This window comes from Staphylococcus devriesei (assembly GCF_002902625.1).
In the GTDB taxonomy this organism is placed as follows: Bacteria; Bacillota; Bacilli; order Staphylococcales; family Staphylococcaceae; genus Staphylococcus; species Staphylococcus devriesei.
The window spans coordinates 1-25,972 of sequence record NZ_PPRG01000009.1; the positions used below are offsets into that span (position 1 = coordinate 1).

21 protein-coding genes and 3 pseudogenes are annotated in these 25,972 nt (G+C 32.7%); 5 read left to right on the plus strand and 19 right to left on the minus strand.

What is annotated here, in order from left to right:
- The first annotated feature begins 77 nt into the window (after nt 1-77).
- From rsp to CD147_RS01515, 3 genes are all read left to right on the plus strand, one after another.
- Nucleotides 78-2,183, plus strand: coding sequence for an AraC family transcriptional regulator Rsp (gene rsp / locus CD147_RS01505; protein WP_103165688.1), 2,106 nt, complete (start codon nt 78-80; stop codon nt 2,181-2,183).
- Nucleotides 2,184-2,253: 70 nt separating this feature from the next.
- Nucleotides 2,254-2,676, plus strand: a complete 423-nt coding sequence (locus CD147_RS01510) for a pyridoxamine 5'-phosphate oxidase family protein (protein ID WP_103165689.1) — start codon at nt 2,254-2,256, stop codon at nt 2,674-2,676.
- 254 nt (nt 2,677-2,930) lie between these two features.
- Nucleotides 2,931-3,284 carry a DUF4889 domain-containing protein gene (locus CD147_RS01515; RefSeq protein WP_103165690.1) on the plus strand — a complete coding sequence of 118 codons (354 nt, stop codon included), beginning with the start codon at nt 2,931-2,933 and terminating at the stop codon, nt 3,282-3,284.
- 113 nt (nt 3,285-3,397) lie between these two features.
- Here CD147_RS01515 and CD147_RS01520 read toward each other — a convergent pair whose 3' ends face one another.
- On the minus strand, nt 3,398-4,675 hold the full coding sequence (locus CD147_RS01520; RefSeq protein WP_103165691.1) for a cation:dicarboxylate symporter family transporter: 1,278 nt from the start codon (nt 4,673-4,675) through the stop codon (nt 3,398-3,400).
- A 180-nt stretch (nt 4,676-4,855) separates the two neighbouring features.
- Nucleotides 4,856-5,215 (minus strand): DUF3139 domain-containing protein, encoded by a 360-nt coding sequence (locus tag CD147_RS01525; RefSeq protein WP_103165692.1) that lies wholly within the window; start codon nt 5,213-5,215, stop codon nt 4,856-4,858.
- A gap of 283 nt (nt 5,216-5,498) precedes the next feature.
- On the opposite strand from CD147_RS01525, the gene CD147_RS01530 reads away from it, so the two are divergent.
- Both CD147_RS01530 and CD147_RS01535 read left to right on the plus strand, forming a co-directional pair.
- Nucleotides 5,499-5,942 carry a MarR family winged helix-turn-helix transcriptional regulator gene (locus CD147_RS01530; protein ID WP_103165693.1) on the plus strand — a complete coding sequence of 148 codons (444 nt, stop codon included), beginning with the start codon at nt 5,499-5,501 and terminating at the stop codon, nt 5,940-5,942.
- A gap of 253 nt (nt 5,943-6,195) precedes the next feature.
- The gene (locus tag CD147_RS01535) at nt 6,196-6,612 is read left to right on the plus strand and encodes an Hsp20/alpha crystallin family protein (protein ID WP_103165694.1); all 417 of its coding nucleotides are present in this window, start codon (nt 6,196-6,198) and stop codon (nt 6,610-6,612) included.
- A 209-nt stretch (nt 6,613-6,821) separates the two neighbouring features.
- Here CD147_RS01535 and CD147_RS01540 read toward each other — a convergent pair whose 3' ends face one another.
- The 17 genes and pseudogenes from CD147_RS01540 to adcA all read right to left on the minus strand — a co-directional run bounded on the left by CD147_RS01540 (nt 6,822) and on the right by adcA (nt 25,780).
- On the minus strand, nt 6,822-7,979 hold the full coding sequence (locus CD147_RS01540; protein WP_103165695.1) for a nitrate/nitrite transporter: 1,158 nt from the start codon (nt 7,977-7,979) through the stop codon (nt 6,822-6,824).
- 258 nt (nt 7,980-8,237) lie between these two features.
- Complete coding sequence (gene nreC / locus CD147_RS01545) at nt 8,238-8,891, minus strand: nitrate respiration regulation response regulator NreC (RefSeq protein ID WP_103165696.1); 654 nt, start codon at nt 8,889-8,891, stop codon at nt 8,238-8,240.
- A gap of 19 nt (nt 8,892-8,910) precedes the next feature.
- The gene (gene nreB / locus CD147_RS01550) at nt 8,911-9,924 is read right to left on the minus strand and encodes a nitrate respiration regulation sensor histidine kinase NreB (RefSeq protein ID WP_267919578.1); all 1,014 of its coding nucleotides are present in this window, start codon (nt 9,922-9,924) and stop codon (nt 8,911-8,913) included.
- 30 nt (nt 9,925-9,954) lie between these two features.
- The gene (gene nreA, locus CD147_RS01555) at nt 9,955-10,404 is read right to left on the minus strand and encodes a nitrate respiration regulation accessory nitrate sensor NreA (protein WP_233642989.1); all 450 of its coding nucleotides are present in this window, start codon (nt 10,402-10,404) and stop codon (nt 9,955-9,957) included.
- 19 nt (nt 10,405-10,423) lie between these two features.
- A complete protein-coding gene (narI, locus tag CD147_RS01560; protein WP_103165698.1) occupies nt 10,424-11,107 on the minus strand; it encodes a respiratory nitrate reductase subunit gamma in 684 nt (227 codons plus the stop codon).
- Nucleotides 11,100-11,675 (minus strand): nitrate reductase molybdenum cofactor assembly chaperone, encoded by a 576-nt coding sequence (narJ, locus tag CD147_RS01565; RefSeq protein ID WP_169926893.1) that lies wholly within the window; start codon nt 11,673-11,675, stop codon nt 11,100-11,102. The genes narI and narJ overlap by 8 nt, the downstream gene beginning before the upstream one ends.
- Complete coding sequence (locus tag CD147_RS01570) at nt 11,668-12,756, minus strand: 4Fe-4S dicluster domain-containing protein (RefSeq protein WP_103165699.1); 1,089 nt, start codon at nt 12,754-12,756, stop codon at nt 11,668-11,670. The genes narJ and CD147_RS01570 overlap by 8 nt, the downstream gene beginning before the upstream one ends.
- Nucleotides 12,746-16,429, minus strand: a pseudogene (locus CD147_RS01575) (nitrate reductase subunit alpha). Before CD147_RS01575 ends, CD147_RS01570 begins: the two are co-directional and overlap by 11 nt.
- 227 nt (nt 16,430-16,656) lie before the next feature.
- Nucleotides 16,657-17,595: pseudogene (gene cobA / locus CD147_RS01580) on the minus strand (uroporphyrinogen-III C-methyltransferase).
- Nucleotides 17,586-17,900, minus strand: a complete 315-nt coding sequence (gene nirD / locus CD147_RS01585; protein WP_103165732.1) for a nitrite reductase small subunit NirD — start codon at nt 17,898-17,900, stop codon at nt 17,586-17,588. Before nirD ends, cobA begins: the two are co-directional and overlap by 10 nt.
- 3 nt (nt 17,901-17,903) lie before the next feature.
- Nucleotides 17,904-20,309 carry a nitrite reductase large subunit NirB gene (gene nirB, locus CD147_RS01590; protein ID WP_103165700.1) on the minus strand — a complete coding sequence of 802 codons (2,406 nt, stop codon included), beginning with the start codon at nt 20,307-20,309 and terminating at the stop codon, nt 17,904-17,906.
- A 367-nt stretch (nt 20,310-20,676) separates the two neighbouring features.
- Entirely contained in the window at nt 20,677-21,390 is a 714-nt protein-coding gene (locus tag CD147_RS01595; RefSeq protein WP_167409742.1) for a sirohydrochlorin chelatase, read from the minus strand.
- Nucleotides 21,391-21,531: 141 nt separating this feature from the next.
- Nucleotides 21,532-22,353, minus strand: a pseudogene (locus CD147_RS01600) (formate/nitrite transporter family protein).
- 221 nt (nt 22,354-22,574) lie between these two features.
- Nucleotides 22,575-22,754, minus strand: coding sequence for a hypothetical protein (locus CD147_RS12280; RefSeq protein WP_103165701.1), 180 nt, complete (start codon nt 22,752-22,754; stop codon nt 22,575-22,577).
- 60 nt (nt 22,755-22,814) lie between these two features.
- Nucleotides 22,815-23,294, minus strand: a complete 480-nt coding sequence (locus CD147_RS01610; RefSeq protein WP_103165702.1) for an SRPBCC family protein — start codon at nt 23,292-23,294, stop codon at nt 22,815-22,817.
- Between the two features lie 231 nt (nt 23,295-23,525).
- Nucleotides 23,526-24,041, minus strand: a complete 516-nt coding sequence (locus CD147_RS01615) for a YceI family protein (RefSeq protein WP_103165703.1) — start codon at nt 24,039-24,041, stop codon at nt 23,526-23,528.
- Nucleotides 24,042-24,184: 143 nt separating this feature from the next.
- Nucleotides 24,185-25,780 (minus strand): zinc ABC transporter substrate-binding lipoprotein AdcA, encoded by a 1,596-nt coding sequence (gene adcA / locus CD147_RS01620; protein ID WP_103165704.1) that lies wholly within the window; start codon nt 25,778-25,780, stop codon nt 24,185-24,187.
- Nucleotides 25,781-25,972: the final 192 nt, after the last annotated feature.

Sequence of the window (25,972 nt, forward strand, 5' to 3'; positions counted from 1 at the left end):
TAATAGCTCTTATTATTCACAATTCAATTAAATACTACTATTTTGAGAAAATTAAAATACTTAGGAGAAATTCAAATATGAATAGTACACTTTTTTTGCATAAACATATTACCACTATCCCAGCACGTAATATTACCGATATTATTTTATTCTTTTCATTAACGAATGAACTAACAATCTCAATAAACGGTGAAACTAAAGATGTGCATAATCACATTGCAATTATAAATCAAGGCGACTTTTATCATATTAAATCCGCAAAAAATTTAGTTGAATTGAAAATCCCTGTTATCTATTTTTATCTAGAAGATAGTGATTTCTTTAATTGCTTCTTCGATCGTCATCTTTTACAGTCAAATCGTTTTATTAAATCTATTATTTTGCAAAGTATAACCAACTTTTCAAATAATGAAATTCAAGATGAGGAAACCGTTTCAAAGATTATTCAAACATTATATAAGGAAGCTGTAGTTAGAAACCTTGCTCCCTACATTCCAAATATATCAGTTAATCATCAATTATTATCAAAAGCTCTATTATTTATAAATGAACATATTACTGCGAATATCTCTCTCCAAGATGTAGCACAAAACGCCCTGATTTCTAAATCCTATTGTTCTAACTTATTTAGCCGCTTTTTAAATGTAAACTTTAAGGATTACTACACCAGTTTAAAAGTCATTCATTCTCTCAAATTATTAATAACGACTAATGAAACTATCACTACCATTTCCGAACTATCAGGATTTAGTAGTCACACTAATTTTACTAATCAATTTAAAAACTATCTCGATTTAAGTCCTAAACAGTTTCGTTCTAAATTAAATCAATATGAATCTTTACCTAAGATTACAATCAAACATTCTATTGATGAGAAATTTTTAGATTTAATTTCTCAATTTGAATTTACTAATCACGTAATGACTGAAACGACGACAATTGATATTGATGAATTCAAACCGAACGATAGAACTAAATCTTCGAAAGCATTTATTAATTTTCAGAGCATCACCGAATTGTTTCAATTTGTATTCAACGACTATTACGATATCGATTTATCTTATTTACCAAGAACGGCCATTCTAATTAATGATGTAAGCGATATTGTTAAAGAACGCGTTAATATTAATTTATTACATCGTTGTTTTGAAAAGCTTTTCGAAAAGAATATTAGCTTAGCTATAACGATTAAAAATTCTGTGGAATTCAAAACAATATATCAACTGATTATCTCATTTCTACAAAGTAATCAAGACTATAAATGGAATAAAAAAAGAGTTAAATTTATGCTTGTATTTAACACTGAAACAATGAGTATCCAAGACATCCACCTCGCCCATCTCAAGTTAAAAAATAAAAATAAAGAAATAAAATACGGTTTGATTGTAGATGGTCTACTACACCAATACAACTCATTACAAGAAACGTATAACATTATGAATCGCATGAATTTCGATTATTATTTCGTAGACATTGAAAATATTAATACTAAAAATATACTTATTGATAAACAACGTGGTTTCACCCATGCTTCTACACATTTTGAGAACTATTTACGGTTTATTAAAGATTCCAATATTCCTTCAACACAATTTGTCTATAGTAATTTATCATTACGTTGTTTCAAATATACAAATAACGGAGCTAATCCGCTTCAATTATCGGATATTGTGTGTCATTTGACCGAATTGATGAAATACGGTGGCGGCGTTTGTTATCGGCTCATCGAAACCGATCCGATGTATCTGTCATTATTTAATAGTCACGGTAGTCTATTGCCTATCATGCATTTATATCAATTTGTTGCAGCATTTGTAGATGAGCCTATCCAGATTTCTAACTACTTTGTCATGAGTCGTAAAGACGGGAATTACCATTTCCTACTTTTCAATAAGATTAATGACCGTTATTTATCTGATAATAAGCAATTTTATCACTTTGAAAATAACTTAAATGAGAATTTACTATTTATTATTAGTACGCTTAATAATGAACATGGCTCTATTCATAATTTAATACCACAAGCTAATTTGCCTGTGTACATTGAGAAAAGTATTATTAAACAACTAGATAAGTCTAATCAACCTAAAACTGAGTTATTTTTTCAAGAAAACGATAAAGCGCCGTTCCAAGTAACTTTAAAAAATGATGAAGTGAAATATATCTGTATTAAGCCAATTTAATTGTCTCTCAATATAGATAAGTTTAGACATCTCCTTATATGGCTATACTATGAATAAGGAGATGATAAGTTTGGATAAACAACAAGCTACACAAGCCATTGAAAAAGTATTAAATACTTCTAAAGTTGGTGTATTATCAACTGCTTATAACAATAAACCCAATAGTAGATATATGGTGTTTTACAATGACGGTTTAGATTTATACACTAAGACAAGTACGAAGACCGCTAAAGTCGATGAAATTGAAAGTAACCCAAATGCTTATATTTTATTAGGTTATAACGAAACTACAAATAATAGTTTTGTGGAAATCGAAGCTTCAATGGAAATTGTTAAAGACCAAAAAGTTATTGACTGGTTATGGGAAACACAGGATAAAACGTTCTTTAATTCTAAAGAAGATCCTGATTTATGTGTCTTAAAAGTTAATCCTAAAACTATCACATTAATGAACGACGATGATATTGATACACCAGTTACGATTGAAGTTTAAGTAAGAAGATCTATAGTCATTAATATAGGAGTAGAGTAATTCAATAATGAATTACTCTACTCTTTTTTATTGATTTCTCCCGGGAGTGTCATCAATAATACTACGTGATCAATAGGTTATCGCATACTAGCGTAGCTAATTATATAAAATTGTAATAACAATGACACAATTTAATGCATTATATTTAAGTACTTTATTGCAATTTAATATTATTTTCTGTATAAAAGAAGTAGTATAGTCAAAGGAGTCTTAATATGAAAAATAAAAAAGGTTTAGGTTTAGGCATTGCCTTAATTGCGGTTATGGTAATCGTAGGTATCGTATTAATTATTATGATGCTTAATGGTAATCAAAAAGAAACTTATTACGGTTATATGAAAGATAGTCATACAATCGATAAAATGGTAAATGAACAAACTGAAAAAGTAGAAAAAAATGTTGATTTACCTTCTGATACAGACGTTAAAGTTAAAAAAGGTGATTTCGTATTTCTTGTAAAAGAAAAAGGCTCAGAGAAATTCTCAAGAGTATCTAAAGTAGACCACGATGATGTGCCTCATGGTTTAATGATGAAAATTCATGAAATGCATAATATGAAAGGCATGTAATACTATATAAGGGACTCATTAGAGAGAGTAGAGCTTTCTAATGGGTCCCTTTTCTAATTAATAAAAAAACCGAGCCTTTAATAAGCTCGGTACAAAAAATGTCAGATTTCTTTTTAAATTGTTTCTAAATATTTTTTACCTTTATCTTTATCATAAACTCTTTCCCATTTAGAAATAACAATCGCTGATAACGCGTTTCCAATAACATTTACGCACGTACGTACCATGTCTAGTAAACGGTCAACACCGATAATTAACGCAAGGCCTTGTGCCGGTAAGCCCATTGCACCTAACGTTGTAAGTAATACTACGATAGATACACCTGGTACACCAGCCATACCTTTAGATGCGACCATAAGTGTTACCATTAAGACGATTTGTTCTGATATTGATAAATGTATGCCATACATTTGAGCTACAAATAATGCAGCGATAGATTGGTATAATGCTGAGCCATCTAGGTTAAACGAATACCCAATCGGAATAACGAAAGATGTTACGTCTTTCGGAGCACCAAATCGCTCCATTTTATTCATCAAAATAGGTAATACTGCTTCAGAACTTGAAGTTGAGAATGCAAGTAATAATTCATCTTTTAAAATTTTAATAATTGAGAAGATGCTAATCCCACAAATTCTAGCTACGATACCTAAAACTACAATAATAAAGAATACCATTGCAAAGACTACAACTAATACTAATTTTGCTAATGGAATTAATGCTGATGCGCCAAACGTCATTACAGTTGTACAAATAAACGCAAATACACCAATTGGCGCTAATTTTAAAATTTTGTTAATCATCCAAAATACTGCTTCTAAGGTTCCATTTAAAAATCCTTTAACAGGTTCGGCTTTCTCTCCAATAGCAGCTAAACCTAAACCAAAGAATACTGCAAAGAAGATAATTGGTAATAATTCACCTTTAGTTAAAGCTTCAAATATATTTGTTGGTACTATATTTACTATGGTATCTATAAAATGATTTCCATATGTAGATTGTTCTGCTGCTGAAGCAGATGATTGATATTTAGAAATATCGCCTTTAGGTAATTTAGTTGGATCTAATCCAGAACCAGGTTTAAATAAATTACCAAAAATAAGTCCTAAGCCGATAGCAATTGTTGTTATAATTTCGAAGTAAAGTATTGCTTTCCATCCATAGCTACCAATCTTTTTTGAATCCCCTAAATTAGAAATTGATAAAGCTAGTGCACAGAATACAATTGGAATGATGATCATTTTGATTAAATTTAAGAAAATATCACCGAAAGGTTTAATATAATTTGCTACATTGTCTTGTCCGAATAATAATAAACCTACAACTACACCTAGCACCAATGCGATTAATACTTGCATTGGCAAGCTAATTTTTCTCTTGAACAGAGTCATGTTGGAACCCCCTTCATCTGACATCGCTTAATTATATCAGATAAATTAAAATTGGGGTATAAAATTTTCAAACCTAACAATTATTAAATTATTTGATTTAACTAAAATTATTAATTTAAAAATAAAAAAGCTGTACAAAAAGTTGGCTAACTAATTCTTTGTACAGCTTATTCCTATAAATTAGGGTTTAAAATTACGATCAAAGTCGTTATGTTTCGCATCTTTAATGTTTTTCTTAGTTTCAGAATCAAATCCTTCTGAGAAGATGCCCTTTCTAGTTCCGATAGGTTGAATCACATATGTCATACTTGGCTCGTCTTTAAACACAACTTCTTTATAATAAACACCTTTTTTAGCACTATATAATGTTTCTTCAGATTTCACTTTATCTTTCAAATGTTTCTGTTCTAAATAAGTATCTACTGTTTTTATATTTCTATGACCTTGATATGTCTTCATTGCAAAGAAGAATGCGATAGCCACAATTAACGAAATCACTAAAATAATAGTTACTCTAATAATTTTTTGCTTTTTACTCATTTAAAAGCTCCTTTGTTTATAGCTGGTTCAAAACGTCTTTAATTTATTATCTAAATAATTATGAATGATATAGCTGTTTTTTTAAAGACCCAAATAATCTTTGTAACAAAATATACTAAAATTCCATCTTAACTTTCAATTTAAATCAACACTTCAAGATCTTATGTAGACGTACTTTCTAACTTCTGTCAAAAGTATCAAAAAGTCCATAAAATACTATGATAACGCTATTGACATTGGTTTTAGTTCATACTATCTTTAAATAAGTTAAGGGGGGATAAATATGTATGTAAAGGACAGCTATTTAAGTAAGCAATTATGTTTTTTATTCTATGTTACTTCTAAAGAAGTAATCAAGAAATATACTTACTATTTAAAACAACACGATTTAACATATACAAGCTTTATGGTTATCATGGCCATCGAAGATGATGAAAAGATAAATATTAAATCACTTGGTCGCCGCGTCTTTTTAGATTCAGGAACACTTACACCTCTCTTAAAAAAATTAGAGAAAAAAGGCTATGTACAACGTATGCGTGAAAAAGAAGATGAAAGAAATTTACAAATTTCATTAACTGAAAATGGCGTTAATATTAAACCTACGTTGGAAGCTATCTCTGACCAAGTATTCGATGACTTTGATATTTCTCATGGGGAAGCAAAAGATCTCCTCCATAGCTTAAGACATGTTATTTCAAATAACTTTGATTATACAGCTGACTAATCATCCAAACATGGCAAAAGCAATCTATTCAACATTTGATATTTGTTTGTAAAAGACTTTATACATAATTAAACTTTTGTCATGTTCCTTTCTCGTTTTAGCCTTTCTTCTTATACCCCATCATGTAACTCTCAGTTATTTATTCCATAAACGCTTTTACTTTACGTCATGCCTCACTCTTTATATAATTAAGTTGAAAATTTTCACTAAACAACTATGAAATTAACTCTTATTATAAAGGAGCGCGTATATAATGAATAATAGAGATTTCTTCGAACAATCATTTTTAAAAAATAACCCAAAAGACGTTTTCCGTGATTTAGGTGAACAAGTATTTAATCAATTTTCATCTAAAAGTTTTCCAACTAACATTTACAATCAATCAAGCCAATATGTTTTAGAAGCTGAATTGCCTGGCGTTAATAAATCAGAAATTGAATTAAAATTCGACCATTCTACACTAACAATTAAGGTCCAAAAACAAGTTTCTGAGCAAACTGGTAAAGTACAATTAAGCGAACGTGCGAGTGGTGAACTTGTAAGACGTTTTGAATTTGAGGATATTAATAAATCACAAATTAAAGCAAGCTATAACGATGGCATTTTAATAGTTACTTTACCTAAAGAAGTTAGCGCACAAGACGATGCAACAACAATTACCGTAGAGTAAACACATAGAAGAAGGGAGCGGAACAGAAATCTAGGGAGTGGGACAGAAATCTAATGTAATTTCAAAGATTTTGTCGTCCCACCCCGGCAAGGTTGACTAGAAATGAAGAAAGTGAGCACTCGAACGCATCTTCATTTCAGACAACTACTGCCATAACTAAAGGCTGAACCACTTTTTTATATTAATGGCTCAGCCTCTTTTTATACATATTAAGTTGTGTATTCCTTTTTATATAAGTGCCACATAGTAATAAAAGCAAGCACCCCAAATAGCGCTAATAAAATAAATGCAAGGTGACTCGTTCCTGTTAGTCCAGTAACGTAAGTTATGACTAATGGTGGGAAGAAACCACCTAATCCACCCATCATTGAAACAATACCGTTAGCGGCACCTGATTCTTTAGCAAAATATGATGGTACTAACTTAAATACTAATCCATTACCAATTCCAGCACATATGCTGACAGTTAAACAACCAATAGTAAATAATGCAATATGACTAGAGAGTCCAAGTATCACTGCACCAATAATCATTACAATAAAATCAATCATTAAAACTTTCACAGCGTTAAACTTATCACCTAAAATACCACCAATCGGTCTTAGGAACGTTGCTAATGCTATAAATATACCTGATCTTATTCCGGCGTCTACTTTATCAATACCGAAATTATTAACTAAATAATTAGGTAAAAATAAGCCGAATGCTACAAATGAACCAAATGTAATAAAGTACCATAAACTTAAATAGTAAACTTTATAATTGGAAGATAATTTTTTAATTTGAGACAATAAAGGAACTTTAATTTTAGTTTCATTACCATCTCCAAGTAAGAACATTAATATCGCAAAAATAGCAATTATAATTAAATAACTTCTTACAGTTGTTTGCCATCCTATAATTCCTGCTATAGGAGGAGCTAGGAAAGAAGATACAGCTGTACCAATATTCCCCATACCATAAATACCATTCGCAAGTCCTACTTTATCTTTTGAAAAATATTTAGGAATTGAGGTTACACCTACTGAAAAGATGGCGCCACCTACACCTAAAAAGAATCCTGATAGCATTAACATACCAGGTGATTGGGCTTGTCCTAAAAAGAATATTGGAAATAATAATACTATAAAACTACAGAAAAACACCCATTTCGCACCAATGATATTAGTTAAATAACCAAATGGTACGCGGAGAACAGAGCCTAAAATTACTGGTATTGCTAAGATAATAGATAATTGTCCTGGTGAAATCTCAATATCTTGTGATATGTACGGCATTAATGGGGAAATAATGCTCCATGCCATAAATCCTACGACAAGACTTAGTGTTTGAAGTGTTAATTGAAATCCACCCTTAGTTTTATTCATTTTCTCACCTTCATCATTTTTTCTTTATCAGCAATCTTTATATTTAAAAGAGGTCAAGGTTTAATTCCATTAGATTGCTGATTACATATAAATATTAATTAATTTGTGAAAAAATGAACATAAGGATATTCCCTCATAATTATCAGTAATCCCCCTAATTTTGGATTACCTTTATAACACAATATAAAAATAAACCAGAGTCTCGCTATAGACCCTGGTTTATACCTATATTTATTTAACTTTAATAAGTAACTATTACTAAAAATCTAATAATTTTTTCTTGAGTGTGTATTCTACCAATTCTGGTTTAGATTTCAAACCTAATTTAGTCATGATGTGTGTTTTATGTGCTTCTACAGTTTTAACTGAAACAAATAGCTTTTCAGCGATTTCTTTATTACCGTATCCTTTAGCAATTAAAGGTAAAATTTCTAGTTCTCTTTTTGAAAGTATCTTAAATGGGTCGTTAGTAGCTTTTTCGTCTACATTAGAATGATTGACAAACTCATTTACTAGTGACGTAGTAAGTTTCATATCTACGTATGTTTCACCTTTGAATACAGTTCGCACTGCTAGAATTAATTGTTCATCTGGAGAATTTTTTAAGATATAACCTTTAGCACCATTTCTTAAAACATGAAATAGATACTCTTCGTCATCATACATTGTTAAGATTAAAATTTTAGTTTCTGGAAAACTTTCAGAAATTTTACTAGTAGCAATCAATCCTGATTCACCAGGTGGCATACTTAAATCCATAATCAGTACGTCCGGCTTATATTCCATTACTTTCTGATAGGCTTCCACCCCATCTGCTGCAGTTGCGACGACTTCCATGTCTTCTTGAAAATTCAAGATCATTGAGAAGCCTGTTCTAACCACTGCATGGTCGTCTGCGATTACAATTTTCAATTCAATTCCCCTAACATGCCTAAAGTGGTATTTCTAAGGTAATAATCGTGCCTTTACCTATATGAGTTTCTATATTTACCGTTCCCTTAACCAGTTCAGCCCTTTCATTCATGCCATATAATCCTAACCCCGTACCTTGTGGAGTTGAATTAGGATCAAACCCTACTCCTCTATCAATAATTTCAGCCATTAAAGTTTCGTCGGTCTGCTGAATTGAGACATCTACTTCACTAACACCTGCATATTTCAATGCATTAAACACCGCTTCTTGAACAATTCGATAAACGACTGTTTCAATTTCACTATCATAACGTACATTATTAATATTTGAATTATAAATAACTTCTAGTCCATAATTCTCTTCAAATTGTTTAAAATAAGATTTAAAAGCCGCTTCTAATCCTAAATCATCTAATGATGATGGTCTCAGTTCTACCGATAAATTGCGTATATCATCAATTAATTTTGACATTAATCCTTCGATATGTTCAGACTTATCTACGAGTTTAGTCATATCTTGTTGATACTTTAATAATCTTAATTCTACATCAATATTTAACATTTCTTGCACAACACTATCATGTAACTCTCTTGAAATTCGTTTACGTTCATTTTCTTGAGCTGAAATAGTTTTTCGTAACATTTGGTGCTGGTACATCTTTTCTTGACGTTCAATTTGTGGCGAAATATCTTGCAACGTGAAAGCATAAATATTTTTAGTATGATCAATACATTGATAACTTGCGGTAAAAGGCTGTACTTTATTATCAACTGTTTTCATAAATACCTGAAAGTTTTTATCATTAGCTCTCGATGTATCTAAATAACAATTAATACAACTTTGCAATGCGAATTCATTGGAATATCCTTCACATCGATTACATATTGCGTTCGTCATTGCGCTGTAATTATTGTCCTCTGAAATAATTTCTTGAGCTTCTTTATTCATAGCTATTACTTTGCCGTCATTATTTACAAATACAATTTTTTCATTTGTTGTTTCATAATACTTCTTAAGCAAGTCTTCTATCATTTCATTTTGTATATCCAACACATATGTCACCTACATTTCTTCAGTAAATGCCCATAACTTACCATAGATATTTAAGCTACTGTCTTTTGGTAATGGCTTGCCGTTTCTTTGGCCTAACAGCAATACTCCATAAATTTGTTGTTGGAAGCATAACGGTATAGCAACAACTGCTGTTAGCTTTTCGCTACTTAGGATTGGGTAATTAAATCTTTCTTCAGGTGATAAGCTCTGAGAGACGTCCGCAATAATCATTCTCTTAGCTGTCTTCATCACCATGCCAGCTAATCCTCTGCCTTTTCTTAAAATAATCAATTTATACCGATCATTTAAATTTCCTGAAACATATCGCCACTTTATCGGTGCCGAGGTAGAATGTTGTTCATACAAAGCTATCCCAGCGAAATCATACCCCTCTGATTCTCTTAAAGCGTCTAATTCTTCTTGAAATTCATGTGTTTCAAATAATGGTTCAGATGCCACTATCGTATCTCCTTTCATATCATGAACGTGTTTTATGTTTTCTGTAAACAATATATCTTCTATTCGCATATGATAAAGGGACGCTCCACACATGTACTAAACGTGTAAATGGCCAACATGCTAATATAGTAAAACCTAATAAAATATGAATCTTAAATGATAATGGTACATCTGCCATTAAATTAGCATTAGGTGAAAATGTGAAGAGATGTCTAAACCATATAGAAATTGTTTGTCGATAATCGAAATCAGTTACCATAGCGTTAGTTATTAATGTTGAGTAACATCCCATAAATATAATGATAATTAACAAAGCATTAACAAATATATCAGATGCTGAGCTTAACTTTCTTACATTCTTTATAGTAAGACGTCTTGCTGTTAACATTAACATACCAATAAATGTCATTATACCAAATATACTCCCTATATACACTGCACCGAAATGGTACATCCCTTCACTTACACCTATACCATCTATCCATTTCGCTGGAATTGCTAACCCCACTACATGTCCAAAAAATACAGGGATAATTCCTAAATGAAATAATAAACTTCCCCATTTAAGCTGTTTCTTTTCTAAAAACTCACTAGACTTTGCAGTCCATGAAAATTGATCATATTTATAGCGCGCAATATGGCCTACTATAAAAATTGCGACACATAGATATGGAAAGATAATCCATAAAAATTGATTAAGCATGATGAGTCACCTCTTTAGGCACGTCTATACATTCTTTCAACGTTTCTCTTAATGCTCGAATCACATAAGCATATGGGTTATTATCTTGAGCTAGATGATTGGCCATTTCATAAGTACCATCTTCTATAATCATAATAACTAGTTCAATATTACCTTCAGCACGTGGATCATTTTGCCATTTAGCGACGTGTAAGAACTGTAACATTAATGGTAGGAAGTCTGACAACTCGTTATCCACCATTTTTAATCCAAACATTTCATATAACACCTTTAATTTGGCTAACATTTGACCTCTCTCTTTTTGAGTATCAAATTTATTATAGGTCATATATAATGGAAACTTTTTATTAAAATCAAAGGTATCTGTATAAATCGCTTTAATTTCAGATAACGTGAATTGGTACATGATATCACGATATTGTACTAAATCTTGATAACCAGGATGTGACGCATCAATAGCTTCATTAAATGTTTTAGGATGGAAGGTTAACTTTTCAGGAAAATTAAGTTGCTGTGCAATATAGCCTAGACTTTCTTGATAATAATAAAATTTATCTAAATTAATCACGGAAGATACCTCCATAAAAATTATCATTATAAATTTCTTGTCCTGTTTTTCCTGAACCGACTGCTACGCCACAACCTTCACAATTATCTCCAAAGTATTCTCCGCCATATCCTTGACTTCCTTGTGCATGGTACGTATCTAAATAACTTTCTTTATGTGATGTTGGCACGACGAAACGATCTTCATATTTTGCTAAGCCTAATAGACGATACATCTCTTTTGTTTGAATTTCTGAAAGTCCTAATCTTTCCAATCTAGACGTATCAAATTCCTTACCTGTAACCTCAGCTCTCATATAACTTCTCATCATTGCCATACGTTGTAATGCCTCTTTAACCGGTTCAACTTTTCCAGCTGTGAATAGATTGGCTAAATATTCGATTGGTAAACGCATTTCTTCGATTGCCGGGAAAATCATATCAGGATTTTGGCCAGCATTTTTACCTTCAAAGTAACTCATAATTGGGCTAAGTGGTGGGCAATACCATACCATTGGCATCGTTCTAAATTCTGGATGCAATGGAAATGCTAACTTGTATTCTATTGCCAATTTATAAACTGGTGAATTTTGAGCTGCTTCAATCCACTCATAGCTAATGCCATCTTTTTCAGCTTGCTCAATGACTTCTTCATCAAATGGATTTAAGAATATATCTAGTTGTTTTTCATACAAGTCTTGTTCATTTTCTGCCGATGCTGCTTCGTGCACTCTATCAGCATCATAGAGTAATACACCTAGATATCTCATGCGACCTGTACATGTTTCTGAACATACTGTAGGTAAGCCTGCTTCAATTCGAGGGAAACAGAATGTACATTTCTCTGCTTTATTTGTTTTCCAGTTAAAGTAAACTTTTTTATATGGGCAACCTGTCATACAATAACGCCAACCACGGCAAGCATCTTGGTCTTCCCAACGCTTTGGATAACCGATACCCGGTTTAGTTTCTACGTTATTAAACCACATATATTCGGCTCCAGGTCTATTAGTCCATGTGTTTTTACATGTAACACTACACGTATGGCACCCTATACATTTATCTAAATTTAACACCATTGCAATCTGCGCTTTAATCTTCAAGCCAATTTACCTCCTTCATCTTTCTAACGGCAACGTATACGTCTCTTTGGTTACCGATAGGACCATAGTAATTGAAGTGATAGCTAATTTGAGCATATCCTCCTACTAGTTGCGTTGGTTTTAAGTGAATTCTTGTTGGTGCATTATGAGAACCACCGCGTGTATCAGTAAGTTCTGAACCAGGTGTTTCAATGTGTTTATCTTGAGCATGATACATAAACATCGTACCTCTAGGCATACGGTGTGAGGTCACTGCTCTCGCTGTTACTACACCATTTCGGTTATATACTTCAAGCCAATCATTATCGTTAATATCGTGTTCAGCAGCATCTTCATTTGAAATCCAAACTGCTGGACCACCTCTGAATAATGTCAACATACGCTCATTATCTTGATATGTTGAGTGAATATTCCATTTTCCATGAGGTGTTAAATAACGAAGCACTAGTGCATCTTGTCCACCTTTAACTTGTTTATCTCTAGTACCAAATACCATTGGCGGTAACGTCGGTTTGTATACTGGCAAACTTTCTCCAAATTGTTGAAATACTTCATGGTCAATTTAATAGCTCTGTCTACCTGTTAATGTTCTAAATGGAACTAAGCGTTCAATATTTGTAGTAAAAGGAGAATATCTACGGTCATTTTTATTAGAACCTGGGAATACAGCTGTTGGAATGACTTCACGTGGTTGAGAAGTGATATTTAAGAATGAAATCTTTTCAGATGCGCGTTCTTTAGAAATATCTTTTAACTCCATACCAGTTTGATTTTCTAAGTCTTCATAGGACTTTTGAGACAACTTACCGTTCGTTGCAGACGAAATATTTAAAATGGCATCTGCCACTTTGCGAGCAGTGTCAATTCGCGGTCTATCATTTCTCACAGAGTCCTCATTGTCATCATTCCATGTACCAACCATACTTTTTAATTCATTATATTCATCTTTAACAGCGTAACTTACTCCATGCGCGCCTACCTTACCGTTTTCAAGTTTTGGACCTAATGTAACGTATTTATCATAAATTTTTGTATAGTCACGTTCTACGATTGAGAAGTTAGGCATCGTTTTGCCTGGGATACCTTCTACTTCACCTTTAGACCAATCTTTCACTATGCCATATTCAGAACCAAGTTCTTGTTTAGAGTCATGACCTAATGGTGTAGTGACAACATCTTTAAAGGTACCTGGCAGATAATCTTTTGCCATTTCTGAAACAGCTTTACTTAGTGTTTTATAGATATCCCAATCAGAACGTGATTCCCATAATGGATCAATAGCTGGGTTAAATGGATGAATAAATGGATGCATATCGGTTGATGAGATGTCATGTTTTTCATACCATGTTGCAGCCGGTAAGACGATATCAGAATACAACGGTGTTGCTGTCATTCTAAAGTCAAGTGATACTAATAAGTCTAGTTTACCTGTTGTATCTTCTCTCCATTTTATTTCTTCTGGTTTATCCTCTTCATTTGGTTCTGCCATAAGTCCAGAACGAGCACCTAGTAAGTGTTTCATAAAATATTCTTGACCTTTTGCAGAACTTGAAATTAGATTTGATCTCCAAACGAATAATGTTTTAGGGTGATTCTTTCTTAAGTCAGGGTCTTCTATAGCAAATTGTGTTTCTTTATTCTTCACTGAATTAATTGCATTTTTTAAAATTGTTTCATTAGAGTCATCGCCCGCTTCTTTAGCTTCTTCTCCAAACAGTAAACTATTTTTATTGAACTGAGGATATGATGGTAACCATCCTAAGCGTGCTGCAGTCACATTATAATCAGCAGGGTGTTGATGTTTAAGATTTGTGGCGAGCGGTGATTTTAATTTATCCACATTTGATTCTTCATATTTCCATTGGTCTGTTGCAAAATAGAACCAACTTGTTCCGTTTTGTAAGCGTGGTGGTCCTTGCCAATCTTTAGCAAAAGCAATTGTATTCCATCCTTCGATAGGTCTACATTTTTCTTGACCCACATAGTGAGCCCAACCTCCACCATTCACACCTTGACAACCACATAACAACACTAAGTTTAAAATTGCTCGATAAATTGTATCTGAGTTAAACCAGTGATTAATACCGGCACCCATAATAATCATTGAACGTCCTTCAGTATCAATGGCATTTTGCGCGAATTCTCTTGCTACTTGAGTAACTAACTTACTTTTAATACCAGTAATTTCTTCTTGCCAAGCAGGTGTATATTTAGATTGAGCATCATCATAAGATGCTGCTTCTAATTCGTGGTTGAAACGTTTGATACCATATTGACTTGCCATTAAGTCATAAACAGTAGCGATATAAACTTCCTCACCATTTGCTAAAGTTATTTTTCTAGTAGGAATAACTCTTTCAAATATGCCATCACCTTTACTATCAAAATAAGGGAATTGAATTGTTTGTAATTCATAGTCATCCTCTGTCATTGATAAAGTAGGATTAATTTTAGTGCCATCCTCTGTTTCAAGTTTTAAATTCCATTTCTTATTTTCTTCCCAACGTTGTCCCATTGTTCCATTAGGCACTACTAATTGTTGGCTTATAGTATCTTGAATGACCGGTTTCCATTCGCCGTTCTTACTCTCTTGACCCAAATCGCTTGCGCGTAAAAATCTTCCTGCCTTATAGCCGTTGTCATCTTTATCTAACATAATGACAAAAGGCATATCTGAATATTGTTTGGCATAATTGATAAACATTTCACTTGGATTATCTTCATAAAATTCTTGTAAGATAACGTGCGTCATCGCTTGTGCCACAGCAGCATCTGTACCAGGGTTAGGTGCTAACCAGTTGTCAGCAAATTTAACATTTTCAGCGTAATCAGGTGCAACTGAAATAACTTTTGTACCTTTATATCTAACTTCCGTCATAAAATGCGCATCTGGAGTACGTGTTAAAGGTACGTTTGATCCCCACATAATAATATATGATGAGTTGTACCAATCACTTGATTCAGGTACATCCGTTTGTTCCCCCCAGATTTGTGGTGAAGCTGGAGGTAAATCGGCATACCAATCATAGAAGCTAAGCATTTCCCCGCCAAGTAAATTAATAAATCTCGCACCTGCAGCATAGCTAATCATTGACATAGCTGGTATTGGAGTGAATCCTGCAATTCTGTCAGGACCATCTTTTTTGATTGTATAAAGTATTTGAGCAGCAATAATATCAGTGACATCTTTCCAATTTGTACGGACTAATCCACCTTTACCTCGAGCTTCTTTGTAAGATCTCGCTTTATCTTCATCCTCAATAATTGAAGCCCATGCTGCGATACGGTTACCATTATTTTCTTCAAGTGCTTCACTCCATAAATCCAATAACTTACTACGGATGTAAGGATATTTCACACGTAGCGGACTATATTCATACCATGAGAATGAAGCGCCACGCGGACAACCACGAGGTTCAAATTCTGGCATATCTGGTCCACAGCTTGGATAATCGATTTGTTGATTTTCCCATGTGATAACACCGTTTTTAACAAACACTTTCCATGAGCAAGAACCAGTACAATTTACCCCATGTGTAGTTCTTACTACTTTGTCGTGGCTCCATCGTTCACGATACATTTTCTCCCATTCTCTGCTTTTACTTTCTAATACGGACCAGTTTCCATTAAATTTTTCTGTTGGTTTAAAAAAGTTTAATCCAAATTTTCCCATTTATATGAATCCTCCTACCTCTATAGGTATTAGTTGACTATGTTAAATGCCGATTACATGTTTATTTATCTAAATTGTACATTTTTTCACAATCAAAACATATTAGGGATTTACCTATTTAACTATGGGGATTCCCTGAATATCGAAGATTCGGTATGAAGAAATTAAAAACTAAAAAAGGCAGCCCAGAACATGTAATAAAATGTTTCTGGACTGCTTTCTATTTCTTAAACTTCTATATATTTAATATTATTAGACTCAATAATACGTTGATATAATTGTTCTTGAGAGCTATGGTATTGAGCTCCATAGTCTACTAAACATCTCTGTCCTCTGTCCGAGCGAATCTCAGCCTCGGCTAACACGTCTTCTTTTAAGCCTTTAATGATATACAAAGTATCATCAAATAAGTATCCAGATTCTGTCAAATGCTCGACATCGATATAATCTATAATTGCACCGAGTATACAAATTCCTGGTTCGCCGTCTAATTGAAGTTGTTGTAATTGGTGCTCAATGGTACTTAATCTTCCTGTCACTATTTTTTGGTTATAACAAGTCGCATTAAAAACTATCACAATTGAATAATCTTCATCACTAAATTGAGAGATTTGTTGAATAATATTTCCAAGACGTTTGACCCCCATATAAATTGCTAGGGTGCCTCCATTCAACAAATTACGAATATCTGTATCGTGATTACTAGAATTTTTAAAATGTCCTGTGGAAAATGTGACACTTGGAGCTACTGCTCGCATAGTTAATCCTAAATTCATAGCTGCAACGGCAGCGCTCGCTGAAGTTACTCCAGGTACAATTTCATATGAAATATCGTACTGTTTCAAAGTATTTATTTCCTCAGCGACCCGTCCGAATATTGCAGGATCTCCACCTTTTAATCTCACTACGGTTTGATACTTCTGTGCTGCTTCAACAATTTTGAGATTAATATCTTCTTGTTGAATGTGCTTTACATAAGGTTTCTTTCCCACATCAATAACTTAAGTTGTAGAAGGGACATATTGTAATATTAATGGATTAACTAAGCGATCATATAGAATAACATCTGCTTTTCTAATTAAGCGTTCAGCTTTTTTGGTTAATAGGTTAGGATTACCAGGGCCCGCTCCTATTAAATAAACCTTATTGCCCTCGTCTATAGACATATATAAACCGCTCCGTCTATAACTTCAACTTCGTACTTCTGAACACATCCTGTATCTGGCTCTTGCACTTCACCTGTTCTTAAGTCTATTTTTTGGTCGTGTAGGGGGCAATACACATATTCTCCACTAACAGTTCCTTCAGATAATGGTCCTTGTTTATGAGGACAAACGTTATTGATAGCGTGTATTTCTCCTGACTCAGTTAGAAATATACCTATTTGTTTCCCATCGACAATCACTTTTTTACCAATTAATGGTGTTAACTCCTCTAATGTAGTAACTTTAATTTTCTCCATTGCTTGCATCATTTACACCTTCTCAACTTCAAAGATTTTTTGTTCTTCTTTATTTTCAACAATTGCTTTCCAAGGTTCGCTGTCAATTGCTTTTTTAGCATCCATGATTCGTTCGAACAATTCTTCTTGTCTATCAGCATTGGGTAAGACTTCTTTAACATTTTCAAAGCCTAATCGATTTAGCCAAGGTGCAGTTCTTTCAGCATAAATTCCAGTTTCTCTATAATACTGCATTAAAGCACCACATAATTTGATAACTTCATCTTCTGTTTCAACAGTTGTTAATAGTTGACCAATTGTTACGTCTGTTCCACCGTTTCCACCAATATAAATTTGATAACCATTTTCTACTGAAATAACACCGAAGTCTTTAACTCCAGATTCTACACAACTACGTGGACAACCTGAGACACCCATTTTAAATTTATGAGGGGTATCGATATATTCAAATGTTTTTTCTAATCTTATACCTAATCGAGTCGTATATTGCGTACCAAAACGACAGAATTCTTTACCGACACAACTTTTTACGGAACGTGTTTTTTTACCATATGCTGAAGCTGAACGCATTCCTAAATCCGCCCAAACTTTTGGTAGTTCTTCTTTTGTCAAACCATATAGTCCTACACGTTGTGAACCAGTGACTTTAACCAATGGCACATTATATTTCTTCGCTACTTCACCTAATCTAATTAATTGATCAGCATCTGTAACGCCACCGCGCATTTGCGGAATTACTGAGAATGTACCATCATTTTGAATATTTGCATGATAACGTTCGTTAGCAAAGCGAGATTCTTTTTCATCTTGATGGTCGTGTGGATAGACCATATTGAGATAATAATTAATTGCTGGGCGACATTTTGGACATCCATTTTTATCTTTAAAATCTAATACGTGACGTACTTCTTTAGATGTTTTAAGTCCTTTAGCTCTAATTTGAGTGACAATTTGATCTCGAGTTAAATCAGTACATGCACAAATACCAGAAGGTTTAGCTGCAACGAAGTCATCACCTAAAGTACATTGTAGTAATTCACCAATTTGGCCTTTACATTTACCACATGAATTACCAGCTTTTGTTGCTTTTGTCACTTCATCTACAGAAGTTAAGCCTTTACTCGTAATCGCATTTACGATAGTTCCTTTATCGATACCATTACAACCACAAATTGTTTCATCATTAGGCATATCTGCAACAGAAGTAGTCGCTTCTTCGCCACCTTTATACAATAATGAAACTAATGTGTAATCTTCTAATGACTCATGTTTCTTCATCATATTATAAAATCTTGAGCCATCATCCGTATCACCATATAAGACTGCGCCTACGACTTGACCATTACTTAAATATACTTTTTTGTAAATATTATCTACGCTATTAAATATTTCTATACCATGTACATCTTCACTTTCAACGATTTGTCCGGCGCTATATAAATCGCAACCTGATACTTTCAATGAAGTAAACGTTGTAGAACCTTTATAGCCATTTGTATCTTTACCTGTTAAATAATCTGCGAGCACTTTACCTTGTTCGTATAAAGGTGCTACTAAACCATATACTTTGCCGTTATGTTCTGAACATTCACCAACAGCGTATATACTAGAGTCAGAAGTTTGAAGATAATCATTGACCACAATACCTCTATTTACTTCTAAACCTGCATCTTTTGCTACATTTACAAATGGTCGAATACCAACTGCCATTACAACCAAGTCAGTTTCAATAACACGCCCATCTGATAATCTAATTGCTTCAACGTCATCATTACCGATAATTTCTTTTGAATTAGCCTGAAGTTCAATGTGCATACCTTGACGTTCTAAATCTGCTTTAAGCATGCCACCTGCTTTACGATCAAGTTGCATTTCCATTAACCATTCCGCCAAATGTAACACTGTTACGTCCATGCCTTGAGCCATTAAACCACGTGCACATTCAAGTCCAAGTAATCCCCCGCCGATAACTACTGCACGTTTTTTAGTTTTAGCAATTTCAATCATTCGTTCTGTATCTTCAATTGTTCGCCAACCTATAACGCTTGGTAAATCAGAGCCTGGGATTAGTAAGACAAATGCGCTAGACCCTGTCGCAAAAATACAAATATCATACCCTACCTCAATGCCGTTTGATGTAGTAACAATTTTATTTGCTCTGTCTACTGATTCAACAGGATCATTAACTATCAATTGAATGTTATTTTCTTCATACCAGTCATACGAGTTCATGATTGTATCTTCGACAGTCATTTTCTTTTGTAAAATATTAGACAGCATAATTCTATTATAGTTAGGATAAGGTTCTTTACCGATGACCGTAATATCAAATTGATTATCAGAACGCTCTAATATTTCTTCAATTGTTCTAATACCAGCCATACCATTTCCTATCATTACTAATTTCTGTTTAGCCATAAAATATTCCCCTCTTATTACTTGAGATTTTAATCTTCTTCTATATGCAAAATTATTAATTATTAGACTTTTTAAGTTTTCTTTGTCGTTACAATCATTCTATAACAGTTTTACTAATTTTTGTGAATTAATTCACATAAAAATGTAAAATCAGGGATTTCCCTAATACTTAATTTTAAGGTTCTAGACGATGTTTTAACTGACCAATTTTCAAAACAAAATCCGATCTATTAATCACAACTAAAAAACAATCCAAGGCATATAATTTATGCTTCGGATTGTTCATATTTGAAGTCTATATCATAATAAAATAAATATTCATTATTACAATTAAGGAAACTAAATCAACATTGAATGTTTCTCTATTTTATACCGTTAATTGGGCTAAGCGCTCGCTAATAATAAGTTTGAGGATATTGTCAAAATTAATAGAAGGTGTGATATGTAACGTGCTTTCTATCTCCATTTCTGAAATGAGACGTTTGACTTTATTAACTAGACGTCCATCGTATAGAAACAATGGGACAATGATAAGCTCCTCATATTGTCGCGAAAGTTGATCTAAATCATTTCTAAATGTGATATCTCCATATAATGTACGACTATAAATAGGAGCCTCTTGAGTTAATTTCCCACTAAATTCCTTTAACTCTTCATGTGCTTGCGTGTAGGAAAAGCTACCGTGTGCGATTAAAACAATCGCATAATTTTTAGTCTTGTCGATTTGTACATCATTAATACGCTTTTCAACTAAATCTACCATATAGTCATGTGTGCCAAGTGGATCACTGATTTCATAACTTATTTCTGGATGAGTATGTTTGATATTTTCTAAAATTTCTGGGATGTCGACAATATAATGCATAGCTGAAAAAATAAGCAGAGGTACGACTTTAAAACGTGTTTCCCCCTGTCTAATAAGACGCTCTACAGTCTTCTCGATACTTTTTTCTTCACTCTCAATAAACGCTAATTCATAATCATATGTTTCGTCACTTAAAAGATGCTCTAAAAATTCCCCGAGCGCTTTATTTTGTTCGCCTTTTCTCATGCCATGAGCTACTAGAATATTAGCTACCATTTCTCTCATCCCTTTCATTTTCGGAAAATAACACTCTATGTCTGGTTAAACTCTTAATGTTGATTAAAATCATATGTTTTAATTCTTAGTAAGTCAACCTTGATGTGATAGACTGTCTCATTTTTCAACTTTAATTTACGATTATTTAATGCTTAAACTATCGCGTTGTCCATTCAAATAAGCGTAGACGAGACCTACAAAGATGCCTCCACCAATATAGTTACCAATTAAAGCGAAGATGATGTTTTTCGTAACTCCTAATCATGAGACAGCCTCTAAATTATAAAACACCATACCAGCGTATAAGCCCGCATTAAAGACGACGTGTTCATAACCCATAAAGACAAAGACGATGACACCCGCTGCAATAAAGAACGTTCTTGATAGGCCATCTTTAAATAACATAGACACATATATGCCAATATTAATAAAGAAATTACAGAATATCCCTTTAACTAATATATTGAGCCATGTAGATTCTACAGTCTTCATATGTACCGTTTTACTTAAACTAGCGACCATTTCTGGCGTCATAATATGTGTACCTTTCATCAAGAGAAATAATATAAAACCGCCTATAATATTCCCCACAAAACAAAATAGAAAGATGTATAACATTTTCTTGATAGAAAGTGCTTTATAGTACCAACCGACTGTTAAATACATGAAATTGCTTGTTAATAATTCAGAATTTGTTAAGACGATTAAGACTAACGCTAAACTAAAAGCTATAGCACCTAATAAGTTAACTAATCCTTCATTGATCCCAGCAAATTGTGTTTTTATTGCTAACATAAACACAGTTACAATAGCCAATAAAAATCCTGACATCATGGCTTTTAAAGCATAGCGTCCTGGTGTTTTAAATGCCATAACTTCTTTAGTTTGAACTTGACTTACCGCCGCTTCAACGATATCGCGTGTCGCATGAGTATCGTTAATTGTTTTTTTATTTTCTAACATATGTAACTCCCCCAATCTCAATATAATACTTTTCATTATATAGTTTTAATTTACTCGTTCATAGGAGTAGTGTTAAATTTTATAAATAAAAAGGACCGATACAGATATTTAGGGAGCGAAAATCAACCGTATCATTATTTCAGTTAAAAATGCCAAAAATAAAAGCTGAACCATTATTATATTAATAGCTCAGCCTCTAATCTCTATTCAATTTCTAGTGCTTACCCTCTTTTGAATTTAGATAAGTAGTGTAAGCCACTAGCGAATATGCCATAACCCAATGCTGTTCTTAAGACGTATTTAACAACGCTATTATTTAAGCATTTAGAGTTAAATATTAATGTAGGTATTAATGTACTAACGGAAAATAATGCTAGTACTTTCAAGTATCTTTGGTTCACATTATCAACCCCTTTTCTCCTACATTATAACTTAATTTTTATTTTATAAATTTGACATACTTATGACTTTTTATTTTTTAATAGGGCATCAAGTTGGTCAAGCGTAGCGTTCATACCGGCTTCCACGCCCATATTCAGTGCACCTTCAGCCGCTTCTTTAGTTGGAAAAATAGATGTTGATGTAATTGTCGTTCTATTACCGTCTTGCGCCTCAAAATCTAAATATACTTGCATACCCGGTAAGCGTGTATCTTTCTCTCCTTGAGGTGTCGCAAAGAAGTCAAGATATTCAATATGATAAGGCTGATTAATAGTTTTATATTCAGTTAATGTATAACTAGTATGTTCAGAAGTTTCAATTGCAAAGAAAGCTTCTCCACCTTCTACTACATTAAATTTGAATACTTTTGTTTTAGCACTTTGCGGGTGAAACCATTGTTCGAACAATTCTTTAGTAGTATAAGCTTTAAACACTTCATTAATCGACGCCTCAAAAGTTCTAGTAAAAATGATTTTATTATCTTTCACTTCTATTGTCATCGTATGTCTCCCTTATTTTCATAGCTTTATACCTCATAATATAACATTCTTTCTACACTATAGTAACAAAGGAGTTGGATAAAAAACTAATTTCTAGGAGATTGAAGTATTGATTATTTGTGCTTTGGAGAAACGATAAATGGTGTCCCTACTTTTGTCTAAAAAATGAAAAAGAGCCAGTACAAGGCATTATTACCTCATACTGACTCACAACGTACTTAAGAATTGATATTATTCTTCGATAGGGAATTCTAAATCGAATTCAACATCTAAATCTTTACCTAATAAGAAACCACCTGTTTCAAGTTGTTGGTTGAATGTGATTTCATATTTTTCACGATTAATACTACCAGTAATTACAAAACCAGCAGTGTTTTTACCGTTTAAAGGATTTAAACTAATACCTTTATAATCTAAATCGAATGTTTCTTCTTGTGTTTGGTCTTTGATAGTTAAATTACCAGTTACTGAATTCTCGTTTACTTTTGTAATTTCAAATTTAATTTTAGGATAGTTTTCAACATCTAAGAAGTCTGCACTTTTAAGATGATTATCACGATCTTTCACTTTAGTATCGATTGAATTAGCTTGAATTACAAACATACCTTGTAATGAACTTAAATCATTAAAATCACCTGTGATATCAGCGTCGAATTCATTAAAACGACCCTTAACGTTTGATACTACTAAATGTTGAATAGAAAAGTTTACTCCTGAATGTACTGGATCTAAATTAAAATTAGCCATGCTTACATACCTCCAATAATTTAAATTATGAAACTACAACTAAGAATCAGTTTTATAGTTTATATATTTATTATACTTAGTATAGTAAATCAACTATAGGTAGATTACAAGTAAGAAGGTTTGAAGCTAATTTATTCCTTAATTTAGTGCGCCATCATTTCTTCTTTAATTTCATCTTTATCTAATGATGAAGGATAATATGTTGGCCAATTATCCATTTCTTTAAGCAATTTATCATTGTCATCTCCCATAAAGATGTGGAAGTGTTCTGCTTTTTTAGGTGCAATATTATGATCGCTAAATTGAACATAAGTTGGTAGGTTTTTATCTTTTCCATCAGTATTAGCTAACTTAAAGATGTATCTTACACCACGATTACCTTTTTCATATTTTAAAATCTTTTTACCAACGTATTCGTATTCACCAGTTTCTTTATTCCCTTTTCTTTCAAAAGTAATGTTATTTCCTTTGATGTTTATATTAGTTACATCTGTTTTATAACCTTTTTCATAGTAAGCTTTATATTCTTTAGCTGACATTGAATCATCGTCTTCTGCTTTATGTTTCATAACTTCGTCTAAGTCACCATTTTTTAAATATGGATAAACTGATTGCCATTGACCTTCATAATCTGATAATTGGCGATCTTTTACTTGACTGTCTTTAAAGTAGCCGTCTGAAATAGCTTTATCATGTTTTTTGGCTGCTTTAGTATCTTCTATTTTAGTATTAGTATTTAATGCTTTATCTAACGCTTTAATATTTTCTTTCATTAATGACTGATAGCTTATACTGTCATCTTTAACTTGGTCTTTATTTAATGATTCCATATTATAGAATTTCAATGGCTCTGCATCAGTTTCTTTTCTAATTGTTTCAGTCACTTTATTAGCTACATTATCTTCATATAATATGTATTTAACGTTGTTATCATTAATTTCTTTAACTAGTCGTGTTAATTCTTTTTGAGATGGGTCTTCCGCGTTCATATTTTGAATACCTTTTTGAACAAAACCATAACGATCAGCTAAATAACCTAATGATTCATGAGAAATAAATACTGCATTACCTTGCTTATCTTTAGTGATATCTTTCATTTTAGAATCAATGTCATTTAAATCTTTCACTAATTTTTTATAGTTTTTTTCGTATTCAGCTTTGTTATCTGGATCTTTTTTAACTAATTGATCTTTAATTTCTTTTGCGAACACTTCATCTCTCTTAGGATCTAACCAAACGTGAGGGTCATAGCCACCGTGGTGGTGATGATGTTCATGTTCTTCGCCGTGTTCATGTTCTTCGCCGTGTTCATGCTCTTCGCCGTGTTCATGTTCTTCACCGTGTTCGTGTTGATCAGTTAAGAATTTTGATTTATCTAAACCATCTTGAAGAGATAATTTTTTCTTATCATCTTTCATAGTTGATGCTACTTTTTTCGCAACTGGATCTAAATCGTCCCCTGTATATACAAATAAATCTGATTTATTTGCTTTTAAAATGTCTTTTTGTGTTGGCTCATAGTCATGTAAATCTGTACCTGCTGGATAAATTGATGATACGTTGACATGTTTACCACCAATTTGCTCAGTAAATGACTTTAATGGATAAACAGTAGTTGTAACACTTATCTTGCCATCTTGTTTTCCGTCGCCCTGCTTATTATCATCTTGTTTTCCACAAGCCACAAGGCTAAGCACTAAGACAGCAACTAAAGCTACTATACCTATAACTTTTTTCATAATGCCCCCTCCTAAATAGTAATGATTACGATTAAAAATTATATCCTTAATTTCATAAAATTACAAGACTATATTTGTGAATCAACTTAGAAGAGTGCAATTTAAATTATTAAACAACACCAAATTTTAGTTTTCCAACTAAAATACTCCCTCTATAGTTCCACCTTTATCGATGAAGACTACGAGGGAGTA